We start from the raw sequence: 21,936 nt of genomic DNA on the forward strand, positions 1-21,936 counted from the left end.
CGAATGGAACTACCCGGCTGCGGAATGTCCTAGAACTTGAGGCCGAGCCCCGCGCGCACGGTATGCATGTGGAAGGGCACCTCGGTGGCTGTGCCGGAGTCTATGCCCGAAAAGCGGAACTCGCCGAAGTCCATGTATTGGTATTCGATCCTGCCGATGAGCCTCTTGCGGAGGGCATAATCGACACCGGCGCCGATCGTATATCCGATAGTCGTGTCGTTGATTTCTTCGTGGTAGCGTTCGCCGTCGAGATCCACGGCGGTTCCGGACACCTCTAATTTTCCGAAGGCCAAGCCGCCCGTCACGTAGGGCAGGAGCAGGCCTGCTGCCGGACCTGCACGCAGGCGCGCGCTACCGAATCGTTTGGGGCCGTATTCCAAGGTGAGTTGGCCTGTGTCCGGGATCGAGAAGGTGACCTCCTTGTTGACCTTGGAGAACTGGATATCGCCTTCGATACCGAGAACCCAGTCGTCGAACTGATAGTCATAGCCTGCGAAGATACCGCCGAATGCGCCCTTGGCGGTAAGATCGATCGAATCCTCGTATTTGTCGTGGTCGATTTCTCCCCAGCCATATCCGCCGTCGACGCCGATATGGAATCCGCGCCAGTCATAGGTGGGCATTGGCGCTACGACGGTGGGAGCGGGCATCGGCTCCTCATAGATCATGTCGGCGGCAAGAGCAGGAGACGTGAGGAATATTGCCAAGGGGATTAGCGGGCGCAGTCGCATGAGGGCCTCGATTTATACCTGCAGTTGTAATTTCCATAGCAGGCGAAAGCGATTTGCTCAACCCTGAGGCGATATGATACGGCAAGATATCCGGTATTTAACCGTATTATCGTGGAAGGAACCACGCAAGAATCAGCACCTATAGGTTGAGCATGACTCAACCCGAACTGATGCTGTGGCTACGGAAAGGCTGAGCTGGCTGCGCCCGAATGCCGCACTGCACAAAAATGCAAGGCAGATATGCGTTTCGCCCCTTTAAACCGTGCCGTGACCGGACTATGTAAGCGTCAAGTTCTCGACGGGGTTCTCCTCCTCCCAAATCCTGTCGAGCCAGGCCAGCCTTATCCTCCTCCCAAGTGCTGGCCACCCAAAAAGGCGCCTGTCGGATCTCCTCCCCCGATAGGCGCTTTTTTTTGCACTTTCCCTCAGGTCCTCTGCGCTTGTGCGCCGGCAACATCTTCATCGGCCTCGACCATGCCGTCCACCAGATGGATGCGGCGGTCCATGCGGGCGGCCATGCCGAGGTCGTGGGTGACCGCGACGACCGTCTTGCCACGTTCGCGCACCAGCGCCTCGAGGATCTTGAACACCTGCTCGGAGCTCTTGGTGTCGAGGCTTCCCGTCGGCTCGTCGGCGAGGATCAGCGGCGGGTCGTTGGCGAGCGCCCGCGCCACCGCCACGCGCTGGCGCTGTCCGCCCGAAAGCTGGTCCGGGCGCTTGTCGATATGACCTTCGAGGCCGAGCGATTCGAGAATCTCCGCTGCCCACGCGCGCATCTCGGGGCGGCTCAACCGGCCGAGCTTGCGCATGGGAATTTCGACATTCTCGCGCGCGGAGAATTCGGGCAGCAGGAAATGGAACTGGAACACGAAGCCGATCATGGAAAGGCGGGTCCTGGCGCGTTCCCCCTCGCCCATCGGTTCGGCGTCACGGCCGCCTACCCTGAGCGTCCCGCTCGTCGGCCGGTCGAGCAGGCCGAGCAGGTAAAGCAGCGACGACTTGCCGGAGCCGGAGGGGCCGGTGACGGCGATAAACTCGCTTTCGCCGACGGTGAGCGAGACGTCCTTGACCAGGGTAACGGGCACCGTCTCGTGCAGGATGCGCGTCAGGTTCTCCGCTTCGATCAGCGCGCTCATGTCGCGCCCCGTATGATGTCGACCGGGTTCTGCCTGGCCGCGCGCCGCGCCGGCAGGTAACCTGCCACCGCTGCCGCGGCCAGCGCGAAGCCGGATGCGATGAGGTAATGCCAGATGCTCCAGGCGACGGGCAGCTGCGTCATCTCCTGGCCCGTGGCGGCAAGCTCGAACCGCACCAGCGATAGGGCGTAGACGAGGCCGAAGCCAAGCACCCAGCCGAGCGCGGAGCCGCCAAAGCCGATTACCACACCTTCGAGCAGGAAGAGGCGGCGCATATCGCTCTCGGCAAAGCCGAGCGACTTCATGATGGCGATGTCGCGTGCTTTCTCGTGGGTAATCGTGGAGATGATGTTGAAGATGCCGAAGCCGGCCACCAGCATGATGGCCGCGACGACCGTGTACATGATGACGTTGCGCACGACGAGCGCCTCAAGGATCGACTCGTTCGCCTCCTGCCAGGCCACGGCCTTGTAGCCAAGCTCGGCCTCGACGCGCCGCGCCACCATCGGTGCCTGGTTGGGATCATCGAGCTTGATGCGGATTTTGTTGACGGCATTCGGCCGCTCCGCCAGGATTTGCGCGTTCTTCAAAAGCGCATAAGCCTCGCCCTCGTCACGCGCCGTCGTGCCCGTATGGAAGAGGCCGACGATCCTGAAGTTGCGCGTCAGCCCCTGCGAGGAGACGGCGGTGACGGTGTCGCCCAGCTCCGCGCCCAGCCGCTCGGCCATGGTGTCGCCGATAACGACGTTGTTGCCGCCTGCCGTCAGCGCCGCGAAATCGCCGGCGACGAATTCGCCGACGATGGGGGAGACGCCGGGCTCGCTCTGCGGGTCGATGCCGATGATGGTGGCGCCAACCTCACGGCCGGAAAAGCGCACCACCCCTTGCGCGTTCAAGCTGGGCGCGAAGCGGCCGGGGATCCATCCTCCAAGCCAGGCAAGGGCGGCCGTCGGATTGATGATGCCGCGACGGTCCTCGCGCGGCCTGAGGCCCGAGATCTCCGTGACGGCGAAGACCGCCTCTGCCGGCTGACGGCGCGCGGAACGCTCCTCGTCAGTCACCTCGACGTGCGGCATGGTGTTGACGAGCTGCTCGACGAAGTCGTCCTGTCCGCCCTCCATGAGCGCCGCCATCGCAATGGAGAAGCCGACGCCGACCGCAACGCCGATGACGGCGACCAGCGTCTGCCGTCCGCGCCCGGCAATATGGGTGAAGGCAATCTCCAGGATGAGCTGCATGGCTTTCTCACCCGTCTCCGACGGAAACTCTCACCCGCGCACCATCCGCGAGATCCTGCGGATAGGGCGAAACGACACGCGCGCGCTCCTTAAGGCCGGACAACACCTCCACATTCTCGGTGCCGCGAATGCCGATCTCGACCTCCCGCAGCCGCGCCTCGCCTTCTTCGACGACGAAGGCGCGGTTTCCCTCAACGGCGACGGAGGGGACCAGGAGCGCGTCTTTCGAAACGCGGACAACGACGTTGACGTCGACCGACATGCCGATCATCAGCGGCGTCTCCTCCGGCAGGCGGAAGCGTACCCGGTAGGTCTTCGAGACGGGATCGCCCTTGGGCGTGATGCTGTCGACGACCGCGTCGAGCTGCCGGCCGGGAAAGGCGTCGGAGCTGAGCAGCGCGCGCTGGCCCGGCTCGACGCGCGGTATGTCCTCTTCATTGACGTCGGCAACGACGAGGAGCGGGCTTGGGTCGCCCACCCAGAAAAGCACCGTGCCAAGGTCGGCCACCTCGCCCACTTCGCCATCCTGCCTCAAGACGACACCGGCGCTTGGCGCGCGCAAGACGTAGCTTTCGAGCCGTGCCTTCTGCCCCGCCACCAGCGCTTCGAGCTGGCTCACTTCGCTCTGCGCCCTATCAACGGACTGTTGGCTGGTTGCATTCCTTTCTGCAAGCACGGAAAGGCGCCTCAACTCGCCCTGTGCCAGCGACAGCCGCGCTTCGAGCTCGGCAAGGGCGGCTTCCGCCTCCCCGGTGTCCAGTCGGGCGAGCACGTCTCCTTTTTCCACCCTTGAGCCTTCGCAATCGCATTGCTCGACGATCCGCTCGCGCACGAGGGGCGTGACCTTCGCCCAGCGCCGCGGCTCGACAACGCCGCTGGCATAGACGATTTCCGCGGCGTCACCACGCGTCGGGTGCGCAATCGAAACCTCAGCCGGCCGCCACATATACCATATGGCCGCGGCCGTAATGACCGCCACGACCAACAGCCCGATGAGAAGGCGCATCAGTGGCATGGTCGTCTCCTGGTGGCAGTTGATTCCGGCATTTGGCGGCGGTAGCTATAGCATTAGACCGACCGTCGGTCTAATGTCGTCCCGAAGCAGGTTTGCCGCGCACAGGTTCCACGTGCCTGGCAGTCCGTCTTTGACATCTCGCAAGGAGAGTTGTTGCGTGACCCGTGTGATCAAGCCGCCGGAAATCCGCTCGGCCGAGCTTCTCGACTGCGCCCAGCGCCTCTTCTTCAAGCACGGCTATGACAATACGACCGTCAACGACATCATCCGCGAAGCGGACATCTCGAAGGGTGCCTTCTATCACTATTTCGCCTCCAAGGAGGCGCTGCTGGAAGCCTTGTCGGCCCGGCTGGCGCGCGAGAGCCTTGCCGAGCTCCAGCCTATCATCGACGATCCGTCGCTCGACGCGGTAGAGCGGCTCAACGCGCTGTTCGCCGGCTCGCGGCGCCTGAAGGTGGAGCTGGCGCCGCAGATGCGCAGCACCTTCGACGTCGTCTTTCGGCCGGAAAACATCGTGCTTTTCCACCGCACAGATCAGGCGGTGAGCGCCGTCGTCGCGCCTCTCATCGCCGACATTCTGACTGAGGGCGCCAGGGAAGGCGTGTTGGATGCGCCCGATCCGGACGCTTTTGCCGACATGCTGTTGCAGATGCGCCTGGGGCTGGGAAAAATCATGCACCACGCCCTGCGCGAGGCCGATAGCGGCAGGATCGACGAGGCCGTCCATGCGCTCGACATGCGACTGCGCTATTACGGCATCGCCATCGACCGGCTCCTGAAGCTACCCGACGGCACGATTCAGATGGCCGAGCCGGGGTTTTCCCGCGCATTGCTCGAAGCCGGGCCATAAACCGCTTTCAGTGCCTTGCAGCATGCGGCCAAAGGGGTAAACATGGACACCATCCAAAGAGTGCTCCCAGGCGCTCGCCAAGTCCCGAAAATCGAGGAAGCCATGACGACCCACACTCCGCCTTATCGCGCCGACCATGTCGGTTCGCTTCTGCGCCCGGTTCCCGTCAAGGAGGCGCGCAGGAAGTTCTACGAGAACAAATCCATCTCGGCCGAAGAGCTCAAGGACGTCGAGGACGCCGCCGTCACCGACGTGGTGAAGATGCAGCAAAACCTCGGCCTGAAGGCTGTCACCGACGGAGAGCTACGCCGCTCCTTCTGGCACTTCGACTTCATGGGTGCTCTCGAAGGCCTTGACCTGGAGGAGCGGGAAGGAGAGCAGGGCCTGCAGTTCCACGGCGCAACCGTTCGGCCGATCTTCCCGACCATCACCGGCAAGCTGGACTTTCCCGACGACCACCCGATGCTCGACCATTTCAAGTATCTGGCGTCGGTGGCCAAGGTAACGCCGAAGATCTCCATTCCGGGCCCGAGCTGCTGCCACTTCCGGGTGGCCAAGGAAGACGTCAACCCGAAGGAATATCAGGACCTCGAAGTTCTCTTCGCCGATCTCGCCCGCACCTATGCCAAGGCGGTGAAAAAATTCTACGAGGCGGGCTGCCGCTATCTGCAGATGGACGATATCTTCTTCGCCTATCTGTGTGACCCGAAGATCCGCGCTGAAAAGAAGGCGGAAGGGCTCGACCCGGACTGGCTCATCGACCAGTACGCCAAGATGATGCATGACGCCATCAAGGATCGGCCGGAGGACATGCTGATCGGCATGCATATGTGCCGCGGCAACTTCAAGTCCACCTGGGTTGCCGAGGGTGCCTACGATCCGGCGGCCGATGCCGTGTTCAACAAGACGGGCGTCGACATCTACTTCATGGAGTACGACACGGACCGCGCCGGCGGGCTGGAGCCGCTACGCCTCTTGCCGAAGGGCAAGAAGCGCGTGCTGCCGGGCTTCATCACCACCAAGGTACCCGACCTCGAGCCTCTCGACGACTTGAAGCGCAAGTTCGACCAGGCAGGCAAATATGCCGATCTCGACCAGCTCGGCATCGCCCCGCAATGCGGCTTCGCCTCGACGGAGGAAGGCAATCTCATCACCGAGGACGACCAGACGCGCAAGCTGGAGCTGGTGGTGAAAACGGCGGAGGCGATCTGGGGAGAGGTGTGAGCCGCACCCCTCCGCGCCGGCACCATTGGAACACGACAAGGCGCTCTCGTCTGATGGGGCGAGAGCGCCTTTAGCGATACATCCCTGTTTGCGGCGGAAACCTATGCTCCTGCCCTGCCAGGGCAATCGCTTGAAAAGCCGAGCCCTACGGCGCCCCCTCTGTCCTGCCCGCCCTACGAAGGCTGGATCGACGTGACGTTTCCCTCGCCATCGATGATGCAGCTCATCCTGCTGCCGGCGGCATCGAGTTCGACCTGGTAGTTGCCGGCGTCAAGCTGTTGCGAACTGACCGGGAGCACCCTGGCACCCTCTACCCCCGCGGAGTTCGCCGCGGCACTCGCACACAAAAGCTGCAAGTCGGCGGGTGCCGTCTGATGACTGGACCGGGCCATCTCCTGTGGCGCGGGTTCGGGGCCCGAAGCACACCCGGCAAGCAGTATCAGGCTTGCCATGAAGACTCCGGTGGCGGACACACCTGGGCCCCTGAGCTGAAGCAGCGACATCAGCATTGTTTCCCCTCTCCAATATGACGTCCCCTTCGAACGTCCTTGATCTTCAAACACCCTTGTAGAGCGCTGCGCCTTGCATCAGCACAATCACTTTGGCCCCCACCGCAATGCGGGAATGCAGGTCGATAACGTCGTCATTGTTCATGCGGATACAGCCCGACGATACATCAAGCCCGATCGTCCAAGGCTCGGGCGTCCCGTGGATGCGGTAGATCGTATCCTGGTCGCCTTCATAAAGATAAAGCGCCCGCGCACCGAGAGGATTGTCCGGACCGCCGGGCATGCCGGCCGCCCATTGCCGGGCATTGGGATCGCGCTCGACCATCTCCGCCGGCGGTGTCCAGGTCGGCCACTCCGCTGTCCGCCCCACCCTGACTATACCGGCCCATCCGAACCCCTCCCGCCCAACGCCGATGCCGTAGCGGATCGCTTGGTGATTGGGCTGGACCAGATAGAGGAAATGCTGGTTGCCGTCGATGATGATCGTGCCCGGTTCCTCAGCGGTGCGGAACTTGACGACCTGACGGCGGAAGGCCTCCGGCGGCTGCTTGTTGCGGGCGAAATATCTCGTCGCCGTCTGCCGGTCATATTTCACCCATTTGCGGGTTTGCGGATCGAATATCTGCGTTTCGGCATGGGTAGGCGTGGTTCCAAGACCGAAGGCCACCAGAAGCACGGCTGCAAAGATCCGACGGTGCAAATGGGCGTTGCGCGCAACGGGGGAAGCCGCGGAGCGCTTTTCCATCGCCTTCTTCCCTGTCATGGCTTCACCCATTCGTCGACGCGCCCGCCATTGTCGGCGACCCATTTCTTTGCATAGTCGTGGGGATCCTGGCGCTCGACTTGGAGCGCATAGGTCATTGCGTTCACCTCCGCCGACCTGAAATTGACCTTTTCCAGGAATGCCGCCACATCCGGATGTTCTTCGCCGAACTTCGTCGAATAGGCGATGTGGAAATGCGAGATGCCCCAGGCCACGGGCGCGCTTGACTTGGAGATCCAGAGCGGATCTTCCGCAGGCGCGATATTCCATTTCGACCGGTCATGCGCCGGCTCCGTGAGCCGGACGATGTCATGGAGCTTGAAAACATGGTGCGGTGCATAGCACGCAAAAACCATGGGCCGCCCGGTCGCCACGGCCGCATCGACCGCAGCCATCCCAACGTCCTCTTCAGCCTCGACGAGTGTTAGCGTCTTTGCATAGCCATAGCTGTTGGCCCTGACCCGCTCGACGCCTGTCGAAGACCATGTCGACGCGCCGATCCACATCTCGCCTCGCCCATCGCCATCCGTGTCGAGCGCGGCGGCCTTTTCCGGATCGCTAAGATCCGCCACATCCTTGATGCCAAACTCGGTGGCGGTCTCCGGGGTCGCGCAAAGACCCTGCCATGCCGGCACACCGACCAGGCTGACGATCACGCTTCCTTTGGCGCTCTCATATTTCCTGATCAAGTCATCGAGATTGGGACGCCAAACCTCGGGATGAATGTCCACTTCGCCGGAATCCAGCCCGCCGAATGCCGACAGCGTGCCCATTGCGCGGACCTCGGCATCAAGTCCAAATTTCTCTGCGATACTGACCTTAAGGATATTGGCCGTTGCCTGGCCGGACGGCCAGTTGGGCATGGCGATAACCAGGTCCGCCGCCCGTGCTGTAGCAAGTGTTGTGATCACCGCCGCAGCGGTCAAGACTGTTCGGGCGATGCCGCATAACTGCATCTGTTCTCCCCTCTGGCATTTTCGCCACCACGATAATCATCGTCTGTATACAAAACCATAACTCGTATACAAAATGAAGTCATTTCGTCCCGGCCGCGAACTCACTACGGCGCGTGGAGCGCGCTTCGCTTGCGGTCCCCCTCAGGGCCGCACAAAGCTGCGGCGACCGATAGGATATCGTAGGGGGAATGCCCGCTGTGAACACGTTATCTTACAGGCAGAAAAAAGCCGGGCACAGCGGCCCGGCCAGATGAAGGTCAGAAAACCTCCAGAGGGGAAACATCAGCGAAATGGGAGGATAACGCTGATGTATATGTGAGATAGGTAAGCAATTCGCGTGCTGCATGGAGCCATGCCGTTGCATCGATTGGACCAGTCGGACAGCGCAACCGCCGACTTCGCGCCGCCCCTACCTCAACCTCCCAACAGCCTTCTTTCCGCGCTCTCGCGCCTTGTCCCTTGCCCGCGCCGAGACCCTTTGCAAATCAAGCCGAAACCAGCGCCAGCCCCGGCACGCGGGGGATCAGGCTGCGGTCCTCGTCCAAGACGAACTCCATGTTCTGGCGCGCCAGCCGCGCGTGCTCGCGCGCCAGCGCCTCGGCGCGCCCGCCTTCGCGCATCTCGATGGCTGAGACGATCTCCCGATGCTGGCGCTGGGCGTGTACCAAAGAAAGGCGGAAGGCGAGCACATCCTCCTGCTTTTCCAGGAAGGCGCTGGGCGAGGCGAAGGGAAGGTGCGCGGCCCGCTCCACCTCGCGCCGCATCATTTCGCTTCCCGGAAGCGTTGCCAGCATGGCGTGGAACTCGGCGTTGAGCTCCACATACTGGTCGAACAGCATGTCCTCCGGGCGGCCGCGAAAGGTCCTGTCGAGCTCGGCCACGAGCTGCTTGATGGCCTTCATCCGAGCCGGCGGGACGCCGCGCTCGGCGGCAAGCCGCGCGGCCGTGCCCTCCAGAACGCCGCGCAGCTCGATGGCGTCGAAGACGTCGGCCATGGTGAAGCTGCGGGCCGCGTAGCCGCCGGAGGGGATTTGCTCCAGGAGCCCCTCTTGCTCAAGGCGCGCAAGGGCGGCGCGCAGCGGCGTGCGCGAGATGCCGAGCCTCTCGGCAAGAACCGCCTCCGACAGCCGCTCGCCCGGCGGCACCGTGCCGCCCAGCACGAGCTCGCGCACGCCGAGCAGCGCCTTGAAGGTCTGGCTGTCCCGCTTCTTGTCCGCCGAGCGTCTCATCGCCTCACCCTGATCTTTGCAGCTTGTTCGGTGAGCCCAAGAATACCTTCTGTATACAACGGCTTGTCAAGCGTATTCCCGCCCCCGGAGCTAGACGCTCTCAAGGGGAGGGAAATGGGCTACACCGCCTGCTTGGTCCGCCAGCTCTCGGCGTAGGTTTCGCGGGCATCCCGCGAGTAGGGCACAGGCGAGACCTTGACGCGAATCTCCAGCTGTTTGTGCGGCTCGACGGTGGTCTTCTTCGTGCCGCCGCCTTCCTCGCCCCATGTGAGGGTGAGCACGTCGCCGATCTGGACATCGGGGTCGACCGTGCCCAACGACAGCATGGAGCGCTCGTTGTAGCTGTAGCCCGAGAACATGGAGAAGCCGACGGTCTTGCCGTTCTTCGTCACCTTGTCGTAGTTCGACGAGGCATAGTTCGACAGCGGCAGATCGATATATTTATAGCTGTCGATGCCGGGCTCCAGAAGCGAGCGGAAGACCTTGGCCACGTCGTCGGCGTTCCAGGCGAAGGTCACCTTTCGGCGGTGCGGCTGGTCGGCGATCTTCTCCAGCGCCTCGCGGCCGATGAAGTCATGGTCGAACTTGACGAACGGCCCGTAGCCCATCTCGTATGGCGTCAGATAATAGTCCTCGATGTTATCGGAGACGAAGCTGCCGCCGATCGAACCTGTGCCTTCGTAGCCGTCGCCCGGCAGCCACTCGCGGAAGGCCTTCATCTCGTCGCCCGTGTAGACGGCCGGCAGCGGTGAGGGAATCCAGCCCGATTCCAGCGTGTTGGTGGCGTAGGCGCGTGAGCCGACGGGCACGATGCCGAACTCGGCTCCCGCCTCAAGGATGGTGGCGCGCACCTCCTCGCCCTCCTCGTAAGGCCCCCAGACCTCCAGCCCCGGCTCGCCCGACATGCCGTGGCGCAGGCAGCGCACCGTGCGGCCGCCGATCCGGATGGTATCCATGTTGAAGAACCTGACCTCGGGCAGCGGCCCGCCGTTCAGCTTCTCGAGGATCTTCATCGCCGCTGGGCCCTGGATCTGATAGCGGTAGCGCCGGCGCATTACCGGCTTGCCCATGGGGCGGGCGGGCGAACGGTCGTCGCGGTCGAGCTTGACGTCGTAGCCGCCCGTCTCCCCGTGGAACTGGACCCAGTTGATCGCCGGTACGCGGCCGACGATGAGATACTGGTTCTCGGCCAGGTGGAACAGGATCACATCGCCAATGACGTGGCCGCTGTGGCTGCAAGGCACGAACTGCTTGGCCTTGTCGACGGAAAAATTGGCGAAGCTGTTGACGCCGAGATGCGACAGGAGCTTGAGCGCGTCCGGCCCCTCGATCATCAATTCGGCCATGTGGTGCGACTGGTCGAACAGCACTGCCGTCTCGCGCCAGGCGCGCTGCTCGTCGCGCCAGTTGGTGAACTCGGCCGGTACCACCGGATAGACATAAGCGCCGATCTGCGAATGGCGCAGCATCTCCACCGGATTGCCGGCGCTTTTCAGCTTCTGTTCCAGGTTCTGCATGGTTTCCTCCCTGCGATGCGTGACGTTTCGATGATCCTTACGCGCCGGCCATGGCGTCCTCGCGGCTGGGCTGCCGCTGCTCCTCGGCCCAGCGGGCGGAGCGTGCCGGGTCGCCGAAGGTGAAGAAGTGGACCCCGGCGATACCGAGAGACGGGTCGACCGCTTGGGCGAGCGCGATCTCGCCCAGAAGCTCGTCAGGTGTGAAGCCCGCAAGCACGTTCCGAGCCAGATTGCCGCGTTCCCTCAGCACGCGCAAGGAGGCGCCGACGCCGCAGCGAAGGGCATATCTTATGAGCTTCGCCCGGTTGGCCGGCCCGGCGACGCCCACGCGCAAGGGAGCCGTGATGCCGGCGCTGCGGAGCGCTTTGGCAAAGGTCACGACGAGTTTCGGATCGAATAGGAACTGGCTCACCAAAGCTGTGTCGAGCCCGGCCTCGTTGGCGGCATCGAGTTTATCGCGGAGCGCCTGCCACAGCACATCGGCGGAGATGCGCGGGTGGCCTTCCGGATAGCAGGCGACGGCGATCCGCCGGATGCCATGCTCCTGAAGAAGCCCCGTGTGAATAAGTTGAAGAGCGGCGTCGAATTCGCCCGCCGGCCGGTCGCGGTCGCCGCCCAGCACCAGCGCCTTTTGCACCTCCGCCTCGCCGGCCAGGCCCGCCAGCATCTCCTCGAACTCCCGCCGGCTGCCAAGGTTGCGGGCAACGATGTGCGGCACGGGTGTCAGGCCTGCATGGCGCAGCTTTGCAGCCGCCCTGATGAGTACGTCGGCGCCCTCGTTCGGCAGGTTGGCGACGAACACTTCCGTTCCAGGCCGAAGGATCTCGGCAACCGCACCGAGCGACCGCTCGTCGCGCGCCGTCACCTCGACGGAATAGGTTTGCAGCAGCGTTGCCAGCGCCGTCTCTTCCTCAGCTGCGTGCTCCCGCGTCATCAATCGCTCCTCACCTGCAAGACAATGTCGGGTACCGATGCATTCTAACGGTATACAATCTGCATTTCTTCGCAGGTGCTGTCAATCGTGCTTGGAATTCGAAAACAGAGATGGCCGCTCCATCCACAAGTGCGCCAGAAAGTGCCCTTAGTGCCGCATTTCCTTGTTAACTATGGCTTCTGGAATGGCGCTATCTTGAAAAGCAAGCCTACGCGACAAGGCTCCGCACAGCGCCGAAGTTCCAGACTCCGTACGCGATCGTTTCACCCGCTGATTTTCAGTATACCGGTTGGTCGATGTCGCTGCGCTCTGGAATATCCGTGACGGATCAATCCCCTACGGGGTCTTCGGGCCGCAAGCGGGAATGGACGCATCCATCGCCCCTTCCCTCAGATGGCCAACCCAAGAAGCTCGACGGCATTGTCCTGGTAGAGTTTCCTGCGTGTCGCCTCGGACACGTCGAGCGTGTCCAGGATGCCGATCGTTTCGCGGATATACATCGGCCCGCCCTCGGGATCGAAAGGCGCATCGGAGGCGAAGAGCACGTGATCCTCTCCGAAAAACGCGATCGCGTGCTCGATGGCCTTGCGCGAGCCGAAGGACGCCGTGTCGGCGTAGAAGTCCTTGAAATAGTCGAGATGCGGCCGCTTCAACGCCTTCAACACGGCGGCAAGATCGCGGTCGGTCGTGCGCTTGCCCATCTGGTCCCAGCCGGGGCCGACGCGCCCCTCGAAGAAGGGCACCATGCCGCCGGCGTGATGGGTGATGACCTTGAGGCCGGGATACTTGTCGAAGATGCCCGAGAAGACGAGACGCGCCATGGCGGCGGACGTCTCGTAGGGCCAGCCGAAGGTCCACCAGATCTCATACTCGGAACGGCTCTCCGACTGATAGTCGGGGAAGTTCTCGCTGCGCGCGGGGTGCATCCATACGGGCTTGCCGGCCGAGGCCATGTAATCGAAGAAGGGCTCGAACTCCGGCAGGTCGAGCGGCTTTCCGGCGACGTTGGTGAATATCTGCATGCCTACGGCGCCGAGCGTCTCGACGGCGCGCTTCGATTCTTCAACCAGTGCGTCGGGATTGTTCATCGGCGCCGTGCCGATGAAGGCGGGGAACCTCTCCGGATATCGTTCGCAAAGCTCGGCCATGGAATCGGAGCCGATGCGGGAAAGCTCCAGCGCCTTTTCCGGCCCGGCGATCTTCTCCAAGGGCGGCGAGGCGAGCGAGAGGACCTGACGATAGTCCTCGCCGAACATGTCCATGACCTCGAAGCGCCGGTCGATCTCCGTCATCATCGGCACTGCGCCCGAGCGCATGGTGATGTCGGTCATCTCGCCGACATGCGCGATCAGCGCCTCGAAGAAAGGTTTTGGCCAGATATGGTTGAAAATGTCGATCTTCTTCATGGGTCCTCGCTCGCCGGTTGCCGGGGCAAGGATGCGTGGCGAACCATGTGAAGTCAACAATCATCTCACTAAATGAGATAATTGTCAGGCCATCTTCCCATTCTCCCGCTCCAGCGACAGCGCCTCGCTGATCTCCCGGCCGGCCTGGCGTACATGGGCGCTGATCTCGTCGATGTCGTTGCCGTTGACGAGGTGGCCGGCAATCGTCACGCATACGCTGGCGACGGGGCTGCGGCCGGCGTCGTAAACCGGCGCGGCGATGCCCACCACGCCGGGCGTCACCTCGCCGAAGGCCACGGCGTAGCCGGCCCGCTTTACCCGCCGCAGGCTTTCGTGGACCTCTTCCACCGTGTTGCCGAGGCCGATGGAGCGCAAATCCTCCATATGCCGCTCGATCATGGGAACGAGTTGGCGGCGCGGCAGGAAGGCCATCAGCGAGCGGGCGATAGCGCCGCGCCCGAGCGGCATGGGCCGGCCGCGCGGATAGCTGCTGCGCGGGTTGGCGACCGAGCGTTCCGAGGCCACGCACAGGATGCGGTCGCCATAACGCCGCACAAGAAGCGCGGTGCACGCGTATCTTTCTGTAAGATTCTTGAGATGCTTTTGGCCGTTGAGAATGAGCGCATCGGACTTGCGCAGGAGGAAGTCCATCTCCACCACCTTGGGCCCCAGCGTGAAGCCGGCATTGGCGGAGGAGCTCAGAAGGCCGGCTTCCCGCAGCGTCTTGAGGTAGCGGTAGAGTGTCGGCCGGCTGTAGCCCAGCTTCTCCATCAGCTCCTCCGGCGTCCATTCCAGGCGGTCCTCGGAGAACACTTCCAGGATTGCCAGACCGCGCTTGAGACTGTTGCCCGCGTTTTCCGTCAAGATAGCGCCTTCTTCCTCTGTTCGCGGGCACGATAGGCCTCGATGGCGAGCAGGGCCGCACCGCCGCCAACCCCGACGACGTCGCTGTAGATTGCGCCAGCGAAAGCCCCCGCCGGCACCAGCGCCATGAGACCGGCAAGGCCGAACAGAACCCGCATCGGCATCGACAGCCTGGTGGCGACATAGCCGGCGAGCGCGGCCGAGACAAGCCACACGCCCACACCCGCGGTGACAACGGCGAAGACGATGTCCAGCGGCTCGCCGATCAGAAGCAACGTCGGCGAGAAGACGAACAGGAACGGCACGATGAAGGCCGACCAGCCGAACTTGGCCGAGGCGAAGCCGGTCTTCATCGCCGGCGCGCGGGCGATGCTGGCGGCGGCGAATGCGGCGATGGCGATGGGCGGTGTGATCATCGACATCATGCCGAAATAAAGCACGAACAAGTGCGCGGCGATCGGCTCGATGCCCACCGCCACGAGTGCCGGCGCCACCAGTGCTGCCAGAAGCACATAGACGCCGAGCGTCGGCAACCCCATGCCGAGCACGATGCACACCATCGCCGAAAGCACCAGAAGCACCGGCGCGCTGCCGCCGCCGATCTGCACCAGGGCATAGGTGAGGTTGAAGGAGAGCCCGGTGACGTTGAGCACGCCGATGACCAACCCGGCGGCGGCCGAAATGACGATGATCTCAACAACCGCCCTGCCGGTCTCCTCGAAGGACGAAAGCAGCCTGCCGATGCCCGGCCGCACCGATTGATAGCCGAACAGAAGAGAGGTCACGACGACGGTGAGCGCGGCTGCGAGCGCGGAACGCTCCGGCTGCCAGCGCAGCGAGAACAGCGCGCCGATGAGCACCACGAAGGCGAGGACGAAGTGCAGGCCGGCCAGGACCGACCTCCCCGGCGGGATCTCGGATTTCGGCACCGGCGCAATGCCGAGCCGCGCCGCCTCGAGATCCGCCTGGATGAAGAGTGCCACATAGTAGAGCAGCGCCGGCACGAGGGCTGCGAGCGCCACTTGCGCATAAGAGATCTGCAGGAACTCGGCCATGAGGAAGGCCGCCGCCCCCATCACCGGGGGCATGAGCTGACCGCCCGTGGAGGCCACCGCCTCGATGGCACCCGCCTTATGGGCCGGATAGCCGTCGCGCTTGATCATCGGGATGGTGACGATGCCGGTAGCGGTGACGTTGGCCACCGCCGAGCCCGAGATGGAACCGAACAGGCCGGAGGCCAGAACCGCGATCTTCATGGAGCCGCCGCGAAAGCGCCCCATGAGAAGCAGCGAGGCATCGGTGAAGAAACGCGAACCTCCGGTAAGGCTCAGGAGGTTGCCGAACAGGATGAAGGCTACCACCACGGTGGCGGCTACGGCCATTGGAATGCCCAATATGCCGTTGGAATCGAAGGCCATGTAGCCGGTGAGCATCCGCCAGTCCTGCGCGCGTCCGGCAAGCCGCCCCGGCACATGGTCGCCGAACATGGCATAGACGAGGAAGACGGCGATGATGATGACGAGGGCCCAGCCCGTTGTGCGCCGCAGCGCCTCGAGCAGAAGCAGGATGATGACGAGGCCGGGCACATAGGCGCTGGGCGGCCGTGAAAAGATGAAGTTGACGACTTGCGGATAGCGCAACGCCACGTAAGCCACGGCCGCGAAGGCGGCGAGCGCGAGGAGGCAGTCATACCAGGGCGCGGCCTCGCGCGCCGCCCCACGTCGCGCCGGCAGCATGAGGAAGACGATGGGCAGGGCGAAGGCCAGGACGACCGCCATGAACTGCTGCGGATAGAACGCCATGCCGAAGCTGCGCGGCAGGTTGAGCGACCATGCCACCGCTGTGAGCGTCAGGCAGACAGAAAGGGCGCCCACGATGGGGCGCCAGATGCCGGGCGGAAGGCCGGGCGTCATCGCATCCCTACTCGTTCCAGAGGCCGGCTTCCCGATAGAAGCGGATGGCGCCCGGATGGTACTCGGTCGGCGCCGTATCGCCCACCATTTCCTGCGGGTCGAACTGGTTGAAGGGCGGGAAGGTCTCGGCCATCACCTCCTTGCTCTCGTGCAGGATCCTGGTCATCTCGTAGACCACGTCCTCCGGCGCGTTCGCATGGGTGAAGACGAGCTGCGGATAGGCCATGTAGTGGGCTTTCTCCAGGACGCCCGGCGCCTCGCCCGGCTCCATCTCGACGAGGAAGGCCACCGGCCAGTGCTCGCGGATGGCGGCCAGCGTCTCCTCGTTGTTTTCCACCGGCAGCGCCCTCAGCCCGCCGACGGCGGCATCGGCCTCGCGCACCTTGCCGGCGCCATGGGCGAAGATGAAGCCGACCGAATCTCCAGCGATGAAAGCATCGGCGCCGGCAACCACGCTTGGCACCTGCACCGGCTGCATGTCGTCGCGCGTCAGCCCGACCGAGGCATACATCGCGTCGAGCTGCGGCAGGATGGTATTCTGCGCCGTGTATCCGTCCACCATCGGCTTGCCTTTCAGGTCGGCGATCGATTCGATGTCGGAATCGGCGCGCACGAAGATCGCCTCCCTGAGCGGCATGATGAGCCCGACCACCCTCAGATCCGGATTGGCGTTGCCCTCGAACCACGCCTTACCTTCGAGCGCGTAGTTCACCTCCTGCAAATTGGCGACGCCGAACTCGATGCCGGCCGAGGCCACGAAGGGGATGTACTGATTGGGGCTGGTCGCCGGCTGGATGGTGGCGTTGAGGCCACCCTGGTTGGCCGCGTTGGCGACAGCCGTACCGATGTTGTGGAATAGCGATCCAGGATTGGATGTGGCGATGCCCACCGTCTGCGCCGCCGCGGCGCCGCTGAAGGCGAAGCCGGCCGCAAGCACGGCCGAAGCGATAAAGCGTTTCATGGTCTCCTCCGCTGCTCGTAGGTCGCCGGCAAAGGCGACATAAATCCCTAAAAATGAGATTATTGTTTCATCATGCACTTGCATTCGCCGATTTTTCAAGCGCATTCTGGTCCGCATCGCCCGCCGTCATGACCTTCACGTATGCCGGAACCGGCCGGCGATGCTGAAACTGCGGGTATGCGTATCGATTTATGAGAATCGCAAGGAGGATGCGATGGCGCCCGACCAAGCGGAGGGAAAGACGGAAGCGGAAGGTCGGACAGGTGCGGAAGACCTCCTGCTCGGGCTGAAGCGCGCCGGCATCGACTTCATCTTCGCCAACGCGGGAACCGACTTCCCGCCCATCATCGAGGCCTTCGCCGCACTGGACGAAGGCGCCGTGCCGGTGCCCGTCACCGTGCCGCACGAGACGGCGAGCGTGGCCATGGCGCACGGCTACTATCTCCTCACCGGCCGGCCGCAGGCCACCATGGTCCATGTCAATGTCGGGCTTGCCAATTCCGCCATGGGCGTCATCAACGCCGCCAGCGACAACATCCCCGTCCTCGTCATGTCCGGCCGCACGCCGATTACCGAGCACGGGCGGCGCGGCGCCCGCGTCTCGCCCATCCAATACGGGCAGGAGATGTACGACCAGTCCTCGCTGGTGAGCGACGTCGTCAAGTTCCACTACGAGATGCGCTACCCCGAGCAGGGCGGCTTGCTCGCCGCGCGCGCCGCGGCACTCGCCATGAGTGAGCCGAAAGGCCCGGTCTATATCAGCCTGCCGCGCGAGGCGCTGATGGACACGGTGCCGGCCTCCGCCGCCGGCGCTTCCCCGCAGGTGCCGGCGACGGTCCCCTACCCCGATCCGGCGGCCATCGCCCAAGCCGCGCAATGGCTCTCGGCGGCGAAAAGCCCGCTGATCGTTTGCCAGCGCGGCGATCCCGATGGACGCGTTGGCGCAGCCCTTGCCGAAATGGCGGAGACCTTCGCCGTTCCCGTCGTCGAGCCTTTCTCGATCCGCAACCTCATGGCCTCGGACCACCCGATGTTCCGCGGCTACGACATCAAGGAGCCGCTGGCCGAGGCGGATGTGGTGCTGGTTGTGGACAGCGGTGTGCCGTGGATCGAATCGCTGCACCGCCCGGCTACGGAGACAAGGATCGTCCATCTCGGCCCCGACCCGAATTTCCAGCGCATGCCCGTTCGCGGCTACCAGGCCGACCTCGCCGTCGCCAGCGATGCTGCCGCCGGGCTCAGAGCGCTCGCGGCCGCCATGGAACCGGCCGCCGGCGTGGAAGAGGAGCGGCGTTCCCGCTGCGCGCGGCTAGGCCGGGAGCGGCTGGAGGGGGCGGATGAGGAAGCGGCAGCGGGTTGCACCAGCCCTATGAGCGCGGAATGGATGAGCCGTTGTGTTTCCGCGATCATGGGCGAGCGCGCGGTAATCTTTAGCGAACTCGGTATCCTGCCGGGCTCGATGCGCGTGAATGGGCCGAACCGCATCTTCAGCAACCCGCACTCGGGCGGCCTCGGCTGGGCCCTGCCGGCGGCCCTCGGCGCTCAGCTTGCCGACCGCGAGCGGCTGGTCATCGCCTGCATGGGCGACGGCTCCTATATGTTCGCCAATCCGATCGCCTGCCACCAGATCGCCGAGGCGCTGGAACTGCCGGTGCTCACCATCGTCAAGAACAACAGCATGTGGAACGCCGTACGCCGTTCCGTCGTCAACAGCTATCCGGGCGGAGCCGCCGCAAAGGCGAACCTTATGCCGCTCACATCGCTGGAGCCCTCCCCCGACTACACGCGGGCGGCGGCCGCCAGCCGCGCCTACACGGAACGCGTAGAGCACGGCGTGGACTTGCCTGCCGCGCTTGGGCGAGCAGTGGAGGTGATCCGCAAGGAGCGGCGGCAGGTTGTGCTGGACCTGAAGGTCGCCATTTCCGACAGGTACTAGGATGGGGTTTCATGGAATCCACATTGCGCTTCCCAACCGTGTGTCCCCCAGGTGGGGCCGAGGGGTTGCCGCGCTGAACGCTTTCCTGGTTTAACCAGATCGATTTTCGGGTAGTGAACCCAAGCCGACCACGATCCCCCAAAGAACGGACCCGCCACGTGGCTTTCGAACCGGTGCAACTCGCCATCATCTTCGCCTGTCTGGCGGGCGGCGGAATCCTCAAAGGGGCGACCGGTGCCGGTGCACCGGTGCTGGCGGTGCCGGCGCTGGCGATGATGTTCGACGTGAAGTTCGCGGTGGTGGTGATGATCATGCCGAACCTGCTCACCAATATCTGGCAGGGATGGCTTTTCCGCCGCCACCGCCTGCCGGCCTCCTTCGTCTGGGGCTTTGCCGCCGCAGGTGCGGCGGGCGTCCTCGCCGGCACGCTGATGCTCGCCTTCTTCTCCCAGAGGCTGCTTTCGCTCATGGTGGCGGCGGCGGTTTTCGGCTACGTGCTTCTGCGGCTTACCCGGCCGGACTGGAAGATCGCCTACCCGCTGGCCAGTCGGCTACGCCTGCCGGCGGGCATCACCGCCGGGGTACTGCAGGGCGCCTCCGGCATCTCCGCGCCCGTTTCCATCACCTTCCTCAACGCGATGCGGCTGGAAAGGCCGGTCTTCATCTCCACCGTTTCAATCTTTTTCGCGGTCATGAGCGCGCTGCAGATCCCCGCACTCGGTTATTTCGGCATCCTGTCGGGGCACGGCGCCCTGATCAGCCTCGCCGCCATCTTCCCGATCCTCGCCTTCATGCCCGTCGGCTCAGTGCTGGCAAGGCGCCTGTCGAAGGAAAACTTCGACCGCGTCATCCTCATCCTGCTCAGCCTGTTGGCGCTAAAGCTGGTCTACGACGCACTTGCAGGATGACCAGGTATCGCCGATAGGTTCAACTCGCCTTCGCCTCGGCGAAGTAGATGTGCCTCCTGCCGCCCTTCAGCGCCTCTTCGGCCTTGATGTCGAAATGGGTTTCAAGCAGTGCGCGGAAGATTTCGGGATGATAGTCGTTGTACTGGTCCTCGCGGTTGGCGAGCAGCGTCTGCACCATCTCGTCGTCGCGGCCGACGAATTCGATCACCACCGCCGTCCCCAGCCCCGCCAGCCACTCGATGAAGTCAGCGAGCGGGATATTTGCGGTGATCACGATGTGGTGGATGAGGGCCAGGCAGAGCGTCAGCTCCGGCCGGCCACGCTCGGCGATGCCCTTACGCTCCACGCCGCGCCAGCCCTGGTTGGGCGAGGCGTCGGCCAGGTTGACGACCAGCGGCAGGATGGATTTCGACGCCGCCCCGGCCTTCTCGCGGCGATAGAAATGCTCGATGGCCATCCAGTCTCCGTCCATGGCCACCACGTAGTCGGCGTGTTCGGCGGCAATGCGCGAGAAGGTTCCGGTGTTGCAGCCGAGATCCCAGGCTAGCCGCCAGCGGCGGCTTGCCGCCGCCCGGCGCACGAATTCGGCTTTCCGCGCAAGCTCCCCGTCGTCGTAGGAATGGGTCCGGTCGTAGTCGGACCACTCGGTTTTCGTGCGTGCGGGCTCCAGCTTCGAGACGAGAGCCGTCAGCCTCTCTACGTTCCGCTCGATCAACGCCTTGCCGAAGCCGGCATCGGCAAGCGCGCCGCGCATGTCCTGCCTGCCACCGGCATAGCGCTTCTGCAACGCGCTTTGCGCGGCAACATGCAGGAGCACGCCGGGCCGCACGAGGTCGCGCGCCGACATCAGCGCACGCATCTCCTCGGCGGGGATACCGTCGATACGCCCGCGCAGCCAGGGGCGGAAGTCGATGCCCTTATAGGCAGCGAGCATCAGCGGATAGAGGAAGAGTTCGCAGAACTGCCGGTAACCCACCCACGGCTCACCCTTTTTGAGCGGCTCGAAGGAAGGGACGTCGATGAAGACCGGGTGCACGCCGTTCCACTGGATGTTGTAGGGCGAGGAGTCCTTCAGGATCATGTCCGCGCGAAGCGCGCCGCGCATCAGGTCGAGATGCAGCAGCGCGGCATCCTTCAGCATGCCGAAGGTCCACTCGTAGGGGTAGGAGACATAGGGGATGCGGGCATGCTCCAGAACGCCCGCCCAGGCGCCAAGGGCGATGTTCTCCTTCCGCGGGTCGGCCAGGCTCGTCTCAATGATCCGGCCCTCGCTGCGGAAGCTTTCGAAGAAAGGTGCCTCCCGCAGGTGCCGCCAGTTCTCCAGCGCCCGCTCGCTCACATAACGAAACACCCGCCCGTCACGGTAGAAGACGGCGCCGTTGCGATCGCGATAGGAGCCCGGCTCCAGTTCGCCCGCCCGATCGGAAGACGCGCCGCTGGGTCCGCCGGCCTCGGCTCGTTTTGGCGCCTCGGCTTTCAGCGCGTGGGTCTCGTTCACCTATCGGCCCGCGGTTGCGACTCCACAACGGGCTCGTCCTTCGCCTCATCCGTCTGAGGCGGGTCCCGTCTGAGCCCGACAAGCGAAAGGAATTTGTGCCAGTAGAGCCTACCGGCGATCAGCAGGCCCGCAATACCCCCCAGAAGCACCTGGAGGATCATGCTGCCTGTGCCGGCATCCAGATAGGCATGCGCGCCGGACGCGGACATGCCGAGGAACAAAGTAGAGAGAGAAAGCGGAAAGAGACGAGAGAAAAATCTAACGTGCATCGAAGCTCCCTTTCGTCGGACCGGAGACGAGCGTGGTTGACGGCTGTCAACGTGGTCGAGCAGAAGACGTTCCTTGTTG

General features: G+C 63.9%; 20 protein-coding genes. 4 read left to right on the forward strand and 16 right to left on the reverse strand.

What is annotated here, in order from left to right; genetic code table 11:
* Positions 1-29: 29 nt before the first annotated feature.
* The 4 genes from GM910_RS00365 to GM910_RS00380 form a co-directional block, all read right to left on the reverse strand.
* Complete coding sequence (locus GM910_RS00365) at positions 30-650, reverse strand: outer membrane protein (RefSeq protein ID WP_159585418.1); 621 nt, start codon at positions 648-650, stop codon at positions 30-32.
* Positions 651-1,156: 506 nt separating this feature from the next.
* Positions 1,157-1,867: an ABC transporter ATP-binding protein gene (locus GM910_RS00370; RefSeq protein WP_159585420.1), complete on the reverse strand. Its 711-nt coding sequence runs from the start codon at positions 1,865-1,867 to the stop codon at positions 1,157-1,159.
* A complete protein-coding gene (locus GM910_RS00375) occupies positions 1,864-3,105 on the reverse strand; it encodes an ABC transporter permease (RefSeq protein ID WP_159585422.1) in 1,242 nt (413 codons plus the stop codon). Before GM910_RS00375 ends, GM910_RS00370 begins: the two co-directional genes overlap by 4 nt.
* A gap of 7 nt (positions 3,106-3,112) precedes the next feature.
* The gene (locus GM910_RS00380; protein WP_159585424.1) at positions 3,113-4,120 is read right to left on the reverse strand and encodes an efflux RND transporter periplasmic adaptor subunit; all 1,008 of its coding nucleotides are present in this window, start codon (positions 4,118-4,120) and stop codon (positions 3,113-3,115) included.
* A gap of 157 nt (positions 4,121-4,277) precedes the next feature.
* On the opposite strand from GM910_RS00380, the gene GM910_RS00385 reads away from it, so the two are divergent.
* A complete protein-coding gene (locus GM910_RS00385) occupies positions 4,278-4,970 on the forward strand; it encodes a TetR/AcrR family transcriptional regulator (protein ID WP_159585426.1) in 693 nt (230 codons plus the stop codon).
* Positions 4,971-5,072: 102 nt separating this feature from the next.
* Positions 5,073-6,194: a 5-methyltetrahydropteroyltriglutamate--homocysteine S-methyltransferase gene (locus GM910_RS00390; protein WP_159585428.1), complete on the forward strand. Its 1,122-nt coding sequence runs from the start codon at positions 5,073-5,075 to the stop codon at positions 6,192-6,194.
* Between the two features lie 173 nt (positions 6,195-6,367).
* Here GM910_RS00390 and GM910_RS00395 read toward each other — a convergent pair whose 3' ends face one another.
* The 10 genes from GM910_RS00395 to GM910_RS00440 all read right to left on the reverse strand — a co-directional run bounded on the left by GM910_RS00395 (position 6,368) and on the right by GM910_RS00440 (position 17,246).
* Positions 6,368-6,646 (reverse strand): hypothetical protein, encoded by a 279-nt coding sequence (locus GM910_RS00395; protein ID WP_159585430.1) that lies wholly within the window; start codon positions 6,644-6,646, stop codon positions 6,368-6,370.
* A 103-nt stretch (positions 6,647-6,749) separates the two neighbouring features.
* Entirely contained in the window at positions 6,750-7,448 is a 699-nt protein-coding gene (locus GM910_RS00400; RefSeq protein ID WP_425482636.1) for a L,D-transpeptidase, read from the reverse strand.
* Between the two features lie 14 nt (positions 7,449-7,462).
* Entirely contained in the window at positions 7,463-8,422 is a 960-nt protein-coding gene (locus tag GM910_RS00405) for an ABC transporter substrate-binding protein (protein WP_159585434.1), read from the reverse strand.
* Between the two features lie 485 nt (positions 8,423-8,907).
* Positions 8,908-9,651, reverse strand: coding sequence for a GntR family transcriptional regulator (locus tag GM910_RS00410; protein WP_159585436.1), 744 nt, complete (start codon positions 9,649-9,651; stop codon positions 8,908-8,910).
* A 119-nt stretch (positions 9,652-9,770) separates the two neighbouring features.
* Positions 9,771-11,168: a vanillate/3-O-methylgallate O-demethylase gene (gene ligM, locus GM910_RS00415; protein WP_159585438.1), complete on the reverse strand. Its 1,398-nt coding sequence runs from the start codon at positions 11,166-11,168 to the stop codon at positions 9,771-9,773.
* 37 nt (positions 11,169-11,205) lie between these two features.
* Complete coding sequence (locus GM910_RS00420; RefSeq protein WP_159585440.1) at positions 11,206-12,102, reverse strand: methylenetetrahydrofolate reductase; 897 nt, start codon at positions 12,100-12,102, stop codon at positions 11,206-11,208.
* A 389-nt stretch (positions 12,103-12,491) separates the two neighbouring features.
* The gene (locus tag GM910_RS00425) at positions 12,492-13,508 is read right to left on the reverse strand and encodes an amidohydrolase family protein (RefSeq protein ID WP_159585442.1); all 1,017 of its coding nucleotides are present in this window, start codon (positions 13,506-13,508) and stop codon (positions 12,492-12,494) included.
* 84 nt (positions 13,509-13,592) lie between these two features.
* Entirely contained in the window at positions 13,593-14,372 is a 780-nt protein-coding gene (locus tag GM910_RS00430) for an IclR family transcriptional regulator (RefSeq protein ID WP_159585444.1), read from the reverse strand.
* A complete protein-coding gene (locus tag GM910_RS00435) occupies positions 14,369-16,285 on the reverse strand; it encodes a TRAP transporter permease (RefSeq protein WP_159585446.1) in 1,917 nt (638 codons plus the stop codon). The genes GM910_RS00430 and GM910_RS00435 overlap by 4 nt, the downstream gene beginning before the upstream one ends.
* A 7-nt stretch (positions 16,286-16,292) precedes the next feature.
* A complete protein-coding gene (locus GM910_RS00440) occupies positions 16,293-17,246 on the reverse strand; it encodes a TAXI family TRAP transporter solute-binding subunit (protein WP_159585448.1) in 954 nt (317 codons plus the stop codon).
* A 214-nt stretch (positions 17,247-17,460) separates the two neighbouring features.
* Here GM910_RS00440 and GM910_RS00445 point away from each other — a divergent pair, with 214 nt between their 5' ends.
* Both GM910_RS00445 and GM910_RS00450 read left to right on the forward strand, forming a co-directional pair.
* Positions 17,461-19,182, forward strand: coding sequence for a thiamine pyrophosphate-requiring protein (locus GM910_RS00445; RefSeq protein WP_159585450.1), 1,722 nt, complete (start codon positions 17,461-17,463; stop codon positions 19,180-19,182).
* A gap of 158 nt (positions 19,183-19,340) precedes the next feature.
* Positions 19,341-20,090: a sulfite exporter TauE/SafE family protein gene (locus GM910_RS00450; protein ID WP_201285373.1), complete on the forward strand. Its 750-nt coding sequence runs from the start codon at positions 19,341-19,343 to the stop codon at positions 20,088-20,090.
* Positions 20,091-20,109: 19 nt separating this feature from the next.
* Here the strand turns inward: GM910_RS00450 and GM910_RS00455 are convergent, their stop codons facing one another.
* Complete coding sequence (locus tag GM910_RS00455; RefSeq protein WP_159585452.1) at positions 20,110-21,588, reverse strand: methyltransferase; 1,479 nt, start codon at positions 21,586-21,588, stop codon at positions 20,110-20,112.
* Entirely contained in the window at positions 21,585-21,857 is a 273-nt protein-coding gene (locus GM910_RS00460) for a hypothetical protein (RefSeq protein ID WP_201285374.1), read from the reverse strand. Before GM910_RS00460 ends, GM910_RS00455 begins: the two co-directional genes overlap by 4 nt.
* Between the last annotated feature and the right edge of the window lie 79 nt (positions 21,858-21,936).

Source organism: Chelativorans xinjiangensis, assembly GCF_009812055.1.
Classification (GTDB): Bacteria; Pseudomonadota; Alphaproteobacteria; order Rhizobiales; family Rhizobiaceae; genus Chelativorans; species Chelativorans xinjiangense.

Bases quoted from the DNA above. Each gene is read 5' to 3' on its own strand.
- GM910_RS00365 (WP_159585418.1), bottom strand. From the start codon at position 650: ATGCCCGCTCCCACCGTCGTAGCGCCAATGCCCACCTATGACTGGCGC.
- GM910_RS00370 (WP_159585420.1), bottom strand. From the start codon at position 1,867: ATGAGCGCGCTGATCGAAGCGGAGAACCTGACGCGCATCCTGCACGAG.
- GM910_RS00375 (WP_159585422.1), bottom strand. From the start codon at position 3,105: ATGCAGCTCATCCTGGAGATTGCCTTCACCCATATTGCCGGGCGCGGA.
- GM910_RS00380 (WP_159585424.1), bottom strand. From the start codon at position 4,120: ATGCCACTGATGCGCCTTCTCATCGGGCTGTTGGTCGTGGCGGTCATT.
- GM910_RS00390 (WP_159585428.1), top strand. From the start codon at position 5,073: ATGACGACCCACACTCCGCCTTATCGCGCCGACCATGTCGGTTCGCTT.
- GM910_RS00395 (WP_159585430.1), bottom strand. From the start codon at position 6,646: ATGGCAAGCCTGATACTGCTTGCCGGGTGTGCTTCGGGCCCCGAACCC.
- GM910_RS00400 (WP_425482636.1), bottom strand. From the start codon at position 7,448: ATGGAAAAGCGCTCCGCGGCTTCCCCCGTTGCGCGCAACGCCCATTTG.
- GM910_RS00405 (WP_159585434.1), bottom strand. From the start codon at position 8,422: ATGCAGTTATGCGGCATCGCCCGAACAGTCTTGACCGCTGCGGCGGTG.
- GM910_RS00410 (WP_159585436.1), bottom strand. From the start codon at position 9,651: ATGAGACGCTCGGCGGACAAGAAGCGGGACAGCCAGACCTTCAAGGCG.
- ligM (WP_159585438.1), bottom strand. From the start codon at position 11,168: ATGCAGAACCTGGAACAGAAGCTGAAAAGCGCCGGCAATCCGGTGGAG.
- GM910_RS00420 (WP_159585440.1), bottom strand. From the start codon at position 12,102: ATGACGCGGGAGCACGCAGCTGAGGAAGAGACGGCGCTGGCAACGCTG.
- GM910_RS00425 (WP_159585442.1), bottom strand. From the start codon at position 13,508: ATGAAGAAGATCGACATTTTCAACCATATCTGGCCAAAACCTTTCTTC.
- GM910_RS00435 (WP_159585446.1), bottom strand. From the start codon at position 16,285: ATGACGCCCGGCCTTCCGCCCGGCATCTGGCGCCCCATCGTGGGCGCC.
- GM910_RS00440 (WP_159585448.1), bottom strand. From the start codon at position 17,246: ATGAAACGCTTTATCGCTTCGGCCGTGCTTGCGGCCGGCTTCGCCTTC.
- GM910_RS00445 (WP_159585450.1), top strand. From the start codon at position 17,461: ATGGCGCCCGACCAAGCGGAGGGAAAGACGGAAGCGGAAGGTCGGACA.
- GM910_RS00460 (WP_201285374.1), bottom strand. From the start codon at position 21,857: ATGCACGTTAGATTTTTCTCTCGTCTCTTTCCGCTTTCTCTCTCTACT.